10 protein-coding genes are annotated in these 12,456 nt (G+C 72.1%); 5 read left to right on the top strand and 5 right to left on the bottom strand.

All coding sequences use genetic code 11. The features are described from left to right. Positions 1-33 precede the first annotated feature (33 nt). Positions 34-1,347, bottom strand: coding sequence for an aminotransferase class I/II-fold pyridoxal phosphate-dependent enzyme (locus HNR23_RS18385; RefSeq protein ID WP_184077124.1), 1,314 nt, complete (start codon positions 1,345-1,347; stop codon positions 34-36). A 400-nt stretch (positions 1,348-1,747) separates the two neighbouring features. Here HNR23_RS18385 and HNR23_RS18380 point away from each other — a divergent pair, with 400 nt between their 5' ends. Continuing rightward, positions 1,748-3,379 carry a glycine/sarcosine N-methyltransferase gene (locus HNR23_RS18380; protein ID WP_184077122.1) on the top strand — a complete coding sequence of 544 codons (1,632 nt, stop codon included), beginning with the start codon at positions 1,748-1,750 and terminating at the stop codon, positions 3,377-3,379. 166 nt (positions 3,380-3,545) lie between these two features. Here HNR23_RS18380 and HNR23_RS18375 read toward each other — a convergent pair whose 3' ends face one another. Continuing rightward, entirely contained in the window at positions 3,546-4,499 is a 954-nt protein-coding gene (locus HNR23_RS18375) for an HpcH/HpaI aldolase/citrate lyase family protein (RefSeq protein ID WP_184077120.1), read from the bottom strand. Between the two features lie 181 nt (positions 4,500-4,680). On the opposite strand from HNR23_RS18375, the gene HNR23_RS18370 reads away from it, so the two are divergent. Then, positions 4,681-7,002, top strand: a complete 2,322-nt coding sequence (locus tag HNR23_RS18370; RefSeq protein ID WP_184077118.1) for a molybdopterin-dependent oxidoreductase — start codon at positions 4,681-4,683, stop codon at positions 7,000-7,002. Here the strand turns inward: HNR23_RS18370 and HNR23_RS18365 are convergent. Together HNR23_RS18365 and HNR23_RS18360 are read right to left on the bottom strand one after the other, a co-directional pair. Then, positions 6,999-7,253, bottom strand: a complete 255-nt coding sequence (locus HNR23_RS18365; RefSeq protein ID WP_184077116.1) for a hypothetical protein — start codon at positions 7,251-7,253, stop codon at positions 6,999-7,001. The genes HNR23_RS18370 and HNR23_RS18365 overlap by 4 nt on opposite strands. A gap of 40 nt (positions 7,254-7,293) precedes the next feature. After that, positions 7,294-7,494: a hypothetical protein gene (locus HNR23_RS18360; RefSeq protein ID WP_184077114.1), complete on the bottom strand. Its 201-nt coding sequence runs from the start codon at positions 7,492-7,494 to the stop codon at positions 7,294-7,296. 204 nt (positions 7,495-7,698) lie between these two features. On the opposite strand from HNR23_RS18360, the gene HNR23_RS18355 reads away from it, so the two are divergent. The 3 genes from HNR23_RS18355 to HNR23_RS18345 all read left to right on the top strand — a co-directional run bounded on the left by HNR23_RS18355 (position 7,699) and on the right by HNR23_RS18345 (position 10,832). Beyond that, the gene (locus HNR23_RS18355; protein ID WP_184077113.1) at positions 7,699-8,802 is read left to right on the top strand and encodes a FecCD family ABC transporter permease; all 1,104 of its coding nucleotides are present in this window, start codon (positions 7,699-7,701) and stop codon (positions 8,800-8,802) included. Between the two features lie 80 nt (positions 8,803-8,882). Next, positions 8,883-9,899: a FecCD family ABC transporter permease gene (locus tag HNR23_RS18350; protein WP_246422308.1), complete on the top strand. Its 1,017-nt coding sequence runs from the start codon at positions 8,883-8,885 to the stop codon at positions 9,897-9,899. 39 nt (positions 9,900-9,938) lie between these two features. Further along, the gene (locus HNR23_RS18345) at positions 9,939-10,832 is read left to right on the top strand and encodes an ABC transporter ATP-binding protein (RefSeq protein WP_184077109.1); all 894 of its coding nucleotides are present in this window, start codon (positions 9,939-9,941) and stop codon (positions 10,830-10,832) included. An 18-nt stretch (positions 10,833-10,850) separates the two neighbouring features. Here HNR23_RS18345 and HNR23_RS18340 read toward each other — a convergent pair whose 3' ends face one another. Further along, entirely contained in the window at positions 10,851-12,422 is a 1,572-nt protein-coding gene (locus tag HNR23_RS18340) for a CYTH and CHAD domain-containing protein (protein ID WP_343070616.1), read from the bottom strand. Positions 12,423-12,456: the final 34 nt, after the last annotated feature.

The raw sequence follows: 12,456 nt of genomic DNA, 5'->3' as shown, positions 1-12,456 counted from the left end.
CGTGGAGGCGGGTTCCGGGTCGGGTGCGGTCGGTCAGATGGCGGGTCCGCCCGATCGGACGGCCGCAGCGATGTCGGCGGCCAGAATCGGCATATCCTGCACATCCAGGGCAGAAATGGTCACCCGGATGCCCGGTCGCGAGTCGATCCGGAAACGGCCCCCCGGAGCGCAGGACCACCCGCGTGCGAGCAGGCCCGCGACCGCCCCGGCCTCGTCGGGGACCTCCACCCACACATTGACCCCCGAGCGCCCGCGCCCGCGCAGGCCGTGCCGTTCCAGCTCCGCGAGCAGCGCCGACCGCCGCTCGGCGTAGGACCGCCCGGCGCGCTCGGGTGAGACCGCCCCGCTCCGCCGCAGCTCGACGAAGGCCTCCTGGAGCACCTGGCTGACCCACCCGTGCCCGGACTGCTGCAGCGCGCGCACCCGGTCGACGGTCGCCGTGTCGCCGGTGACCATGGCCAGCCGCAGGTCCGGCCCGTAGCCCTTGGCGGCCGACCGCACCAGGACCCACCGCTCGGTGGCGCCGCCGACCCCCTCGAACGGCTGCTCGACGAACCCGAAGCCGTGGTCGTCCTCGACCGTCAGCACCCGCGGGTACCCGGCGAGGAGCGCCCGCAGCCGCCCGGCACGCTCCGCGCTGACGGCAGCGCCGGTGGGATTCTGCGCCCTGCTCGTGACGATGACGGCCCGCGCGCCGGCGCTCAGGGCCGCGTCGAGGTCGCCGGGCAGCGGCCCCTCCTCGTCCACCCGCATCGGCGTCCGCTTCAACCCGAGCATCGCGACGAGGTCGTACTCGCTGGGCCAGCCGGGGTCCTCCAGGGCGACGGTGTCGCCGGGACGCAGGGCGGAGCGCAGCACGCGCTCGATGCCGTCCAGCGCGCCCGAAGTGAGGGTCAGCGCGGGGCAGGGGACACCGTCGGCCTCGACGACGGCCTGCGCCTCGGCGCGCATCTCCGGCAGGATCGGCGGGTCGCCGTACAGCGGGTGGCGCCCGGCCCGCCGGGCGGCCACCGCGGCGAGCGCCGCGGCGAGGTCGGGCAGCAGCCGGGGGTCGGGGTTGCCGCTGGCGGCGTCGCGCACGTTTCCGGGAACCGCTCCGGTCTCGATGTCGCGCGGCAGCCCCGCCGGGCGCGTGCGCACCCGGGTGCCGCGGCGGCCACCGGTCTCGACGAGCCCGCGGTCGCGCAGCAGGCGGTAGGCCGCAGCGACGGTGTTCGGGTTGACGCCCAGCTCACCCGCAAGGTCGCGGATGGAGGGGAGCGCCGCCCCCGCTTCCAGCTCCCCCGCGATGATCGCCTGCTCGACGCTTCCCGCGATCTCCTGCGATCCGCGTCCGGTGATGGCCATGCTCCGCATTATCCAGCAGCCCCGGGTGCGGCGGCGCAGGGAGTCCGCACCGACCACCCCGGGATCGCCGCAGGCGCCGGCGGGCGCGTCGGCCGTGAATTCTCCGTCACCCGCCGATTAATTCTCGATTGGTTATGGGCGATCTGTTGCGCCCTCCGATTCGTGTTCTTCTATTGCGAACATAGTTATGCTGGGCGAACGTACGTACGCCAGTGACCGGCTGTGCTCACGGAGTGAATTCACCGCGTTCGACCTGGGAAGACGCCAAGAGTTTGTGTGGGGCACTTGAATTCCGGCGTGGGTCATGTTTTTCAATGGAAGAACGCGGAGTCTCGCCCTAGGCGCCTTGCGGCGTCCGTGCGGGAAGGTGTTTCGAGTGTGAGGAGTCGACATCAAAGGCATGGATCAGCAGCGTTTCGGGGACGACCCGCTCGCTGTACGCGACACCGACCACTACAAAGCGGAATACGTCACGGGCTTCGTCGAGAAGTGGGATGAGCTCATCGACTGGAAGCGCCGCTACGCGAGCGAGGGCCGCTTCTTCATCGACCAGCTCAAGGAACGCGGCGTACGCACCGTGCTCGATGTCGCCACCGGCACCGGCTTCCACTCGGTGCGCCTGGTGGAGGAGGGCTTCGACACCGTCAGCGCCGACGGCAGCCCGGAGATGCTGGCCAAGGCGTTCGCCAACGGCCTGGGCTTCGGCGGCCACATCCTGCGTGTCGTGCAGGCCGACTGGCGCTGGCTCAACAAGAGCGTCCACGGCACCTACGACGCCATCATCTGCCTGGGCAACTCCTTCACCCACCTGTTCTCCGAACGCGACCGGCGCAAGGCGCTGGCCGAGTTCTACGCCATGCTCAAGCACGACGGCGTGCTGATCATCGACCAGCGCAACTACGACGCGCTCCTCGACGGCAAGTACGGGAACAAGCACACGTACTACTACTGCGGCGAGGAGGTCTCCGCGGAGCCGGAGTACGTGGACGAGGGCCTGGCCAGGTTCGTCTACCGGTTCCCCGACAGGTCCGAGTACCACCTCAACATGTTCCCGCTGCGCAAGAACTACATGCGGCGGCTCATGCGCGAGGTGGGTTTCCAGCGCATCGACACCTACGGCGACTTCCAGGAGACCCACCAGGGTCAGGACCCCGACTTCTTCATCCACATCGCCGAGAAGGCGTACCACGAGGAGGAGCGCCGCGCCGAGGGGTACTCCGCCGCCGTCCAGACCGCCCGCGACTACTACAACTCCAGCGACGCCGACACCTTCTACCACTCCATCTGGGGCGGCACCGACATCCACATCGGACTGTACGAGTCCCCTGAGCAGGACATCGCCGATGCCAGCCGGCGCACCGTCGAGCGCATGGCCGCGAAGCTGGAGATCACCCCGGACACGCGGGTGATCGACGTCGGCTCCGGGTACGGCGGGTCCGCCCGCTACCTGGCCGAAACGTTCGGCTGCAAGGTGACCTGCCTCAACCTCAGCGAGGTCGAGAACGAGCGGAACCGGGTGATGAACCGGGAGGCCGGGCTCGACCATCTCATCGAGGTCGTCGACGGCTCGTTCGAGGAGATCCCCTACCAGGACAACGCGTTCGACGTCGTCTGGTCGCAGGACGCGTTCCTGCACAGCGGCGACCGCTCACTCGTCCTGGAGGAGATCGCGCGGGTGCTGCACGGCGGCGGCCACTTCGTCTTCACCGACCCCATGGCCACCGACGACGCCTCCGGCGAGGTGCTGCGTCCCATCCTGGACCGGCTGCACCTGGACACCATGGGAACGCCGGGCTTCTACGACCGGGAGGCGAGCCGCCTCGGGCTCACCAAGGTGGAGTTCGACGACCTCGCCACCCATCTGCCCGTCCACTACGCGCGGGTGCTCGCCGAGACCGAGCTGCGCGAGCCCGAGCTGGTCGGCAAGATCAGCGAGGAGTACCTGGACCGGATGAAGACCGGCCTGCGCAACTGGGTCGAGGGCGGTAAGTCCGGCTCCCTGACCTGGGGAATCCTGCACTACCGGAACTGACCCCGGAAGTCGGCCGATCGCCGCGGTCGGCCCCGCCCACAGACGGGGCCGACCGCGGCCTCCTCTCCCCGTCGATCTCGGCGAAGAGCACCGAAGGACGACGCGTATTCGGTGCCCTTCGCCGAGATCGACGGGGAGGAGGGACAGGAGAGGTCCGGCGCCCGGGTCAGCCCTCCGGGTCGAACGCCTTGGTGCGCGTGAGCCCCGCGGCGCGCCCCTTCGCAGCGACGACCAGGGCCATCTTGCGCGACGCCTCGTCCAGCATCTCGTCGCCGAGCATCACCGCGCCCCGCCGCTCCACCGTGGTGGCGTGCTCGTAGGCGTCCAGGATCAGCTCGGCGTGGTCGTAGTCCTCCTGCGTCGGCGCGTAGGCCTCGTTGGCCGCGGCGACCTGCGCGGGGTGCAGCACCCACTTGCCGTCGAACCCGAGGGCGGCGGTGCGGTCGGCGGAGCGCCGGAACGCCTCCACGTCCCGGATCTGCAGGTAGGGGCCGTCGATCGCCTGGAGCCCGTGGGCGCGCGCCGCGGTGAGGATGCGCATGAGCACGTAGTGGTAGGCGTCGCCGACGTCGTAGCCGGGCGGCTGCTCCCCGACCACCAGCGTCTTCATGTTCATCGACGCCATGAAGTCGGCCGGGCCGAACACCAACGACTCCAGGCGCGGCGAGGCCGCGGCGATCTCGTCGACGGCCGACAGCCCGCGCGCGTCCTCGATCTGCGCCTCGATGCCGATCCGCCCGACCGGCAGGCCCGTCGCGCGCTCGATCTGGGTGAGCAGCAGGTCGAGCCAGCGCACCTGGTCCGCGCCGGTGACCTTGGGCAGGACGAGGCAGTCGAGCTCGGACCCGGCCCCCTCGACCACCGCGATCACGTCGCGGTAGGTCCACGGGCTCGCGAGGTCGTTCACCCGGACCGTGCGGATCCTCTCGCCCCAGCCGCCCTCGCGCAGCGCCGCGACCACGGTCCGGCGGGCGCTCTCCTTTTCCAGCGGGGCGACGGCGTCCTCCAGGTCGAGGAAGAACGCGTCGACCTCCAGCCCGCGCGCCTTCTCGATGAACCGCGGGTTGGACCCCGGCACCGCGAGGACCGACCGGCGTGACCGCGACGCCACCGCACCCATATACCACTCCTGAGATCGACGGGTTGTGCGCCGACCATCCTTCCAAATCGCAAGATCCTCCGGCCGCCCGGCCGCGCGCGTGGCGGACAGCGGCGCATAGAGTGCGTTTCGGTGCGGAATCGTGTCCCGTGGACGGAACCGGAAAAGCGGGAGAAACGGGAGAAACGGGAAGGGTGGCGACGTGGACGGTGAGCCGAAGGTCTATCCGACCAGCGCGCACTGGGGGACCTTCCAGGTGCTGGTGGAGGCCGGACGTGTCGTGGGCGCCCGCCCCGACCCGGCCGACCCGGCGCCGTCGCCGGTCATCGGCAACGCCCCCGACGCGCAGCACCACCCCAGCCGGATCGACCGACCCGCGGTGCGGCGCGACTGGCTGCGCAACGGGCCGGGGCCCGACGATCGGCGCGGCGCGGTCGGCGACGAGTACGTCGCGGTGGACTGGGAGACCGCGCTCGACCTGCTCGCACGCGAGTTCGACCGGGTGCGGACCGCACACGGCAACGCCGCCGTCTACGGCGGGTCCTACGGCTGGGCGAGCGCCGGGCGGCTGCACCATTCGCAGAGCCAGCTGCACCGCTTCCTGAAGCTCATCGGCGGCTACACCCGCTCGAAGAACACCTACAGCCACGCCGCCGTCGAGGTGCTGGTACCGCACGTCGTCGGGGCACAGGGCGCCCACGACCTGCTGGAGCGACCGGCCACCTGGCGGGCGATCGCCGAGCACACCGACCTCATCGTCACCTTCGGGGGGCTGCGCGTCTCCAACACGTGGGTCTCGTCCGGCGGGCGCGCGGCGAACACGGCCGAGCCCGGCATGCGGGCGGCGAGCGCGGCCGGGGTGCGCACCGTGTCGGTCAGTCCGCTGCGCGACGACACCCTCGCCGACATGGGCGCCGAATGGCTCCCGGCCGCGCCGGGCACCGACACCGCGATCATGCTCGCACTCATGCACGTCCTGTTCGAGGAGGGCCTGGCGGACACGGCGTTCCTGGACCGCTACACGGTCGGCGCGCAGGTGCTGCGCCGCTACGTGCTCGGCGCGACCGACGGGCTGGCCAAGACCCCGGAGTGGGCGGCGGAGCTGTGCGAACTTCCGGCGGACACGCTGCGCGACCTGGCCCGGCGGATGGCGTCCGGCCGGACCCTGGTCAACGTCGGCTGGTCGGTACAGCGGTCGCGGTACGGGGAGCAGCCGCTGTGGGCGGGGATCGCGCTGGCGGCCTGCCTCGGGCAGATCGGCCTGCCGGGCGGCGGCTTCGCCACCGGGTACGGCTCCACCGGCCGCTATGGCGGCGGGGCCACGCCGGGCGGGCTGCCGCGCATGCCGCAGGGGGCCAACCCGATCGACTCGTTCATCCCGGTCGCACGCGTCGCCGACATGCTGCTGCACCCGGGGGAGACCTACGCGTTCGACGGCGAGCGGCGCACCTACCCCGACATCAGGATGGTGGTGTGGTCGGGCGGGAACCCCTTCCACCACCACCAGGACCTGAAGCGGCTGACCAGGGCGTTCGGGCGGCCCGACACCGTGGTCGTGGTCGAGACCCACTGGACCGCCACCGCCCGGCACGCCGACATCGTGCTGCCGTCGACGACGGCGCTGGAGCGCGACGACCTGACGGCCGGTCGCGGCGACCTCCGGCTGCGCGCCATGCCGCGCGCGGTGCCGCCGCACGGCGAGGCGCGCGACGAGTACGACATCTACGCGGCGCTCGCACGGCGGCTGGGCGTGGAGAAGGAGTTCACCGAGGGGCGGACCTCGGGGGAGTGGCTGCGGCACATCTACGAGCAGTGGCGCGAACGCCAGCCGGAGGGCGTGCCCGACTTCGACGCGTTCTGGGCGGCGGGCGGCGTCGACCTGCCGGGGCGTGTCGACGACGCGACGACGTTCGGCGAGTTCCGCGCCGACCCTGTCGCGCACCCGCTGCAGACGCCCAGCGGCCGTATAGAGCTGTACTCCGCGACCGTCGACTCCTTCGGGTACCCGGACTGCCCCGGCCACCCCGTATGGCCCCCCTCGGACGAGCGGCGGGGCGGTCGGCGGGCCGGGCTGTGGCCGCTGCTGCTCATCGCCAACCAGCCGAGCGGGAAGCTGCACAGCCAGCAGGACATGGGGGCCTACAGCCGGTCCCAGAAGATCGCGGGGCGCGCCCCGCTGCGCATCCACCCGGACGACGCCGCCGCGCGCGGGCTGCGCGACGGGGATGTGGTGAAGGTTCTCAACGACGTGGGCAGCTGCCTCGCGGGCGTCGCGGTCAGCGAGGAGCCGCGGCCGGGGGTCGTGCAGCTGTCGACCGGCGCGTGGTACGACCCGTCGGCTCCGGACACGGCCACGTGCGTCCACGGCAACCCGAACGCCCTGACGCGGGACATCGGCACGTCGTCGCTCAGCCAGGGCACGACGGCCCAGCACATCCTCGTCGAGATCAAGAAGTTCGAGGGCACCCCGCCCCCGGTCCGCGCCTTCGACCCCCCGGTCCTCGCTGACCTTGAGGGCGACTAAAGACCTAGAAGCGCTTTCAATAGGGAATCGACCGTGTACATCTCCGCTTCGCTCGCTTGCCCGAGCGGCTTGCCCTCCGACACTCGGTAGGCAGGGACCGATTGCATGCGCCACAGAATCGCGTGGGAGTCGATGGCATGCACCGGAGCTGTGACCTGACCCCGGTTGCCTGCGTTCGGCAGCAACGGGGCGATGAACACGTAGCCCACAGGTGCAGCGACAGTCACGTCGGAAACGACGAGGACGGTCATGGACCGCCCTGAGACGGTGGTGATCTCCCGGATCTCGCCCCTACGCACTACGCCATGCCTCACAGGTGGAGTCGAAGTCGGCGAGCAGCTCCTCGTCTTCAGCCGACATGGCCTGGGATTCGGCAAACATCAAGTAGGTGCGCGCTGCGCGCTCGAAGCCCTGTGACCGGTTTCCGGTCAGGCGTTCTATCGCGTCCGCGATGTTTTCATCCACTCTGATCGAGATCTGCTTCGTAGCCATACGACGGAATGTATCACAGAGTGAATCACAAGCACGGGGAATTCTGCTGATCCGCCGGAGGGGGGCTTCCCGCCTGGTGGCCGGGTTCCGCTGGGGTGGAAGATAGGTTAGCCTCTACTAAGTTTTTTCAGGGTCGGTGGTTCGGAGGCGTGCAGTGTCCCAGCGGGCGTGGTGGCCTGTGCCTGGCCTTCTGGGTGGGGTGCGATGAGTCTCGATCGGCCCTCCACCGCTCTTGCCGACAATGTCGACCAAGCCGATGACTCCACCGTCGCCGCGCGTGCGCTGGAGCGCAGGACACGGGCGCACGCGCGCACGCATGCCGTCCGGGCGTCCGGGCTGGTGGCCGCGCTCGCCGTCCTGGCCGCCTGCGCGGTGGTGAGCATCGCCGTCGGCGCCAAGGCGATCCCCCTCTCCACCGTCTGGGGCGCGCTGTGGGGCCCCGACGGCTCCTACGAGCACAGCGTCATCTACGAGCTGCGCCTCCCGCGCACCGTCCTCGGGGTCTTCGTCGGCGCGGCGCTCGGGCTCGCCGGTGCGCTCATGCAGGCGCTGACGCGCAACCCGCTGGCCGAGCCCGGGATCCTCGGGGTCAACCAGGGGGCCGCGGCCGCCGTGGTGATCGCGGTCAGCGTGTTCGGGTTCACCGCCCCCGACCAGTACGTGTGGTTCGCGTTCGCGGGCGCCGGGGCCACCGCGCTGCTCGTGTACGCGCTGGGTTCGCGCGGCCGCAGCGGCGCCACCCCCGTCCGGCTGGCCCTGGCCGGGACGGCGGTCGCCGCCCTGCTCCAAGGGCTCATCTACAGCGTGGTCGTGCTCGACTCCTTCACCTTCGACCGGATCCGCTTCTGGCAGGTCGGTGCGCTGGCCGGGCGCGACCTCGACGCCTTCCTGGCCATCTGGCCATTCATGGCCATCGGCCTGGCCACGGCGCTCCTGCTCGGGCCCGCGCTCAACGCCGTCGCGCTCGGCGACGACCTCGCCTCGGCCCTCGGCGCGCGCATCGGGGTGACACGGGCGGTCACCGCGCTCGGTGTCGTGCTGCTGTGCGGTGCCGCCACCGCGACGGCCGGCCCCATCTGGTTCGTCGGGCTGATCGTCCCGCACGTCGCCCGCGCCGCCGTCGGCCCCGACCAGCGCTGGGTGCTGCCGTATTCGGCCGTGTTCGCCGCGATCCTCCTCACCTGCGCCGATATCCTCGGCCGGGTGGTGCTGCCCAGCGGGGAGCTGGAGGTCGGCATCGTCACCGCCTTCATCGGCGCCCCCGTGTTCATCGCCCTGGTCCGCGCACGGAAGATGGCGCAGGTATGAGCCCGACTCCCACCGTCCCCGCGGCGTCCGCGGCCTCCCGCGACGGTGCTGCGCCGCCCCCGGCCCGGCCCCTGCGCACGATGCGGGTCGGCGGCATCGCGTTCGCCTGGCGTCCGCGCATCGCCGCGGCCTACGGGGCGCTGCTGGCGGTCACCGTCGCCGCACTCGCCGTGTCCCTCATGGCCGGCGACTACGAGATCCCGCTGCCCGGAGTGCTGCCCGCCGTCCTCGGCCACGGCGAACGGCTCGACGTCTACTTCGCCCAAGGGGTGCGCCTGCCCCGCGCCCTGGTGGCGATCGGCGCCGGAGCCGCCCTCGGCATCGCCGGGGCCGTCTTCCAGAGCCTGTCCCGAAACCCCCTGGGCAGCCCCGACATCATCGGCTTCACCGGCGGCGCGGCCACCGGCGCCGTCGCCGCGATCCTCGTCTTCGGCGGCGGCACGGTGGCGGTCTCCACGGGCGCCGTGCTCGGCGGGATCGCCACCGCCGCCCTCGTCTACCTCCTGGCCCTCAAGAAGGGCGTGCAGGGCTACCGCCTCATCCTGGTCGGCATCGGCGCGAACGCGATGCTGCTGGCCGTCCGCGACTACCTCATCACCCGCGCCGAGCTCACCGACGCGATCACCGCCCAGGTGTGGATGATCGGCAGCCTCAACGGGCGCGGATGGGGCGAGGCGGCCGCGGTCGCCATCGGCGTCGCCGTGCTCGCCCCCGTCATCCTGGCGCTCGGTCCGCGCCTGCGGCTCATGGAGATGGGCGACCAGACCGCCTCCGCGCTCGGCGTTCCCGTCCAGGCCACGCAGGTCACCGCGCTGCTCGTGGCGAGTGCGCTCACCGGCGCGGCCATCGCGGTGTGCGGGCCGATCGGCTTCGTCGCCCTGGCCGCGCCGCAGCTGGCCCGGCGCCTGGCCCGCGCGAACGGCACCACCCTCGTCGGTGGCGCGCTCATGGGCGCGGCCCTGCTCGCCACCGCCGACCTGGTGGCGCAGCGGGCGATGGCCCCATCCCAGCTGCCCGTCGGCGCGGTGACCGCCGTCATCGGCGGTGCCTACCTGATCTGGTTGCTCTACCGTGAATGGCGGTCCGGCCGTGCCTGACCCCCGTTCCCGAAACGCGCTCACCAAGGAGAGACGACGATGACCCAGCCGTCCCGGTTGTGGGGAGAGAACCTGACGCTCGCCTACGACCAGAGCGTCATCTCCCGGGATCTGGGGATCAGCATCCCCGACTCCTCCTTCACCGTGATCGTCGGGCCCAACGCCTGCGGAAAGTCGACGCTGCTGCGGGCCCTGTCGCGGATGCTGAAGCCGGTGTCGGGCGCCGTCCACCTCGACGGCCGTCTGATCAGCTCGTACCCCGCGAAGGAGGTCGCGCGCCGCCTGGGGCTGCTGCCGCAGTCCTCCATCGCGCCCGACGGCATCACCGTCGCCGACCTGGTGGCGCGCGGCCGCTACCCGCACCAGAAGTTCCTCAAGCAGTGGTCGCGCGCCGACGAGCGGGTCATCGGCGAGGCGATGGACGCCACGGGCGTGGTGGAGCTGGCCGACCGCATGGTCGACGAACTGTCGGGTGGGCAGCGCCAGCGCGTGTGGCTGGCGATGGTGCTGGCCCAGCAGACCCCGCTGCTGCTTCTGGACGAGCCCACCACCTACCTGGACATCGCCCACCAGATGGACGTGCTGGACCTGTGCGCGGAGCTGCACCACCAGCGTGACTACACGCTGGTCGCGGTGCTGCACGACCTCAACCACGCCTGCCGGTACGCCACCCACCTCATCGCCATGAAGGACGGGCGCGTGGTGGCCGAGGGCGACCCCGCCGACATCATCACGGCCGACCTCGTGGAGGAGGTCTTCGGCCTGCCGGTGCGGGTCATCCCCGACCCCGAGACGCACACACCGCTGGTCGTCCCCGTCGACCGCCGCGGCACGGTCGCGCAGCGCGCCGGAGGGGCGAAGGACGCGGGAGGGCACGGCGCCGATTCCGCCGGTGGACAGGCCGCCGACGTGGGTGCGGCCGGTGCGGCCTGACCCGCCGCCACCGCGTTCTCAGCGTCGGCCCAGCGGCTTCTTCGGGTCCGGCCCGGTCTCCCACACCCGCTCGGCGCGGTCGATGAGCGCGCGGCCGGTCGTGGCCTCGGACCCGGCCATGGCCCCGAGCGTGACCAGCACGGCGTCGCGGCCGATCCCGCCCGGGGGCGCCAGCCGCGGCGCGTTGCCGTCGAGGTAGGCCTGCAGCGCCACGCCGTCCTGGTGCTCACCGAGGACCTGCTGGAGTTCGGTCGCCCACGCCCGGATGCGCTTCGCGGGCGCGCCCAGCACGGGCTGGGCGAGGGTGGCCGCGTACCGCGCCCGCTTGGCGGCCTTGCGGACGTCGTGCCATGCGGTCACGCGCGTCTCGGCGTCGGGTGCGGCGACGGCGCGGTCGTGTGCGGCGTCCATGCGCCGACAGGCCCGTGCCACGTCGCGCCGGAGGACGGAGGTGGCCTCCCGCAGCGCCTTCTCGGTCATCGGCGGTTCGGCGCGCAGCCGGTCGAGGTCGTCGAGCAGCGTGAAGTAGCGATCGCCCGACAGCTCCCGGAGGATGCGGTCGTGCGAGCGGCGCCGCTGCTCGTCCAGGACGCCCAGCCAGCCGTCGGTGAGGTCGTGGCCGGCCGCCCGCCGCGGCAGCTCGGCGAACCGCCGCGCGCACAGCTCGCGCATCACCTCCAGGTCGCGGGCGAAGCTCAGCACGCCCGACAGCCACCGCAGCTCGTCGGCGACCGGCCGGGTGGCGTCCCGGTCGACCACCGACGGGAACGCCTGCAGCACCGTGCGGATCCTGCGGGTGGAGACCCGCATCTGGTGGATCGCGTCCTCCTCGTCCACGCGCACCCGCGGGTCGTAGTCGAGCAGCCGCTGCACCTGGTCCCACAGGTAGCGCAGCACGACGTCGCCGGCGCTGCCGCCGTCCGGCCGCGGTAGCGGTGCCGGGACGCGGCCGCCCAGCACGAACAGGAGTTTCGAACCGACGGTCGACGGGCTGGCCCCGGCCTCCTCCAACCGCGCGCCGACGCTCCGCAGCAGCGTCCGCGGCCCGGAGGCGAGTTCGACCTCGACCTCCCGCCACGAGCAGGGGGAGGGGTGCCCGTCGCCGCCGTCAGCCGCCGCGAGGACCTCGCCACTGACGGCGTCGTCGGCGAGCAAGGCGAGACGCTCGCCGGAGGCGCCGATCAGCGCGTACTCGGTCCTGTCGGTGCTGATCCGCGCGGTCGGCACCAGTGGCGCGCCCCGGGTGGCCGAAGCCACCAGCCGGGACAACCTGGCCGGTGCCGTCGCCTCCTGTTTTCCCAGCGGCTCGTGGAACTCCTTCTTGGCGTCCGGCCCCCAGGGGATCTTGAGGTGCCAGCCGGCGTCCGGCCCGCCGGTGCGGCGGCGCAGGGTGATGCGGCGCGCGGCCAGGCGCAGGTCGCCGGTGTCGAAGTAGGTGGCGGCGAGCCGGTGCTCGGCGGACTCGATGCCGCCCGGAGCCAGGTCGGCCAGGTCCGGCAATCGGAAGTCCGGGCTCGCGCCGTACTTCGCCTCGATCTCGATGTGGTCCTGCCGGACCTGCTGCTTCCGTGGGTCCTGGCGGTCTGGCACCGGCCGTCCACCTCCGGCTCCCGCACCCCGGGCC

Origin of the sequence: Nocardiopsis mwathae, assembly GCF_014201195.1 — a bacterium.
In the GTDB taxonomy this organism is placed as follows: Bacteria; Actinomycetota; Actinomycetes; order Streptosporangiales; family Streptosporangiaceae; genus Nocardiopsis_C; species Nocardiopsis_C mwathae.
Note: the sequence above shows the minus strand (reverse complement) of the source record. Positions and strands in the feature narration are given on the sequence as shown.

Bases quoted from the DNA above. Each gene is read 5' to 3' on its own strand.
- HNR23_RS18355 (WP_184077113.1), top strand. From the start codon at position 7,699: ATGAGTCTCGATCGGCCCTCCACCGCTCTTGCCGACAATGTCGACCAA.
- HNR23_RS18380 (WP_184077122.1), top strand. From the start codon at position 1,748: ATGGATCAGCAGCGTTTCGGGGACGACCCGCTCGCTGTACGCGACACC.
- HNR23_RS18365 (WP_184077116.1), bottom strand. From the start codon at position 7,253: ATGACCGTCCTCGTCGTTTCCGACGTGACTGTCGCTGCACCTGTGGGC.
- HNR23_RS18385 (WP_184077124.1), bottom strand. From the start codon at position 1,347: ATGGCCATCACCGGACGCGGATCGCAGGAGATCGCGGGAAGCGTCGAG.
- HNR23_RS18375 (WP_184077120.1), bottom strand. From the start codon at position 4,499: ATGGGTGCGGTGGCGTCGCGGTCACGCCGGTCGGTCCTCGCGGTGCCG.
- HNR23_RS18345 (WP_184077109.1), top strand. From the start codon at position 9,939: ATGACCCAGCCGTCCCGGTTGTGGGGAGAGAACCTGACGCTCGCCTAC.
- HNR23_RS18350 (WP_246422308.1), top strand. From the start codon at position 8,883: ATGCGGGTCGGCGGCATCGCGTTCGCCTGGCGTCCGCGCATCGCCGCG.
- HNR23_RS18360 (WP_184077114.1), bottom strand. From the start codon at position 7,494: ATGGCTACGAAGCAGATCTCGATCAGAGTGGATGAAAACATCGCGGAC.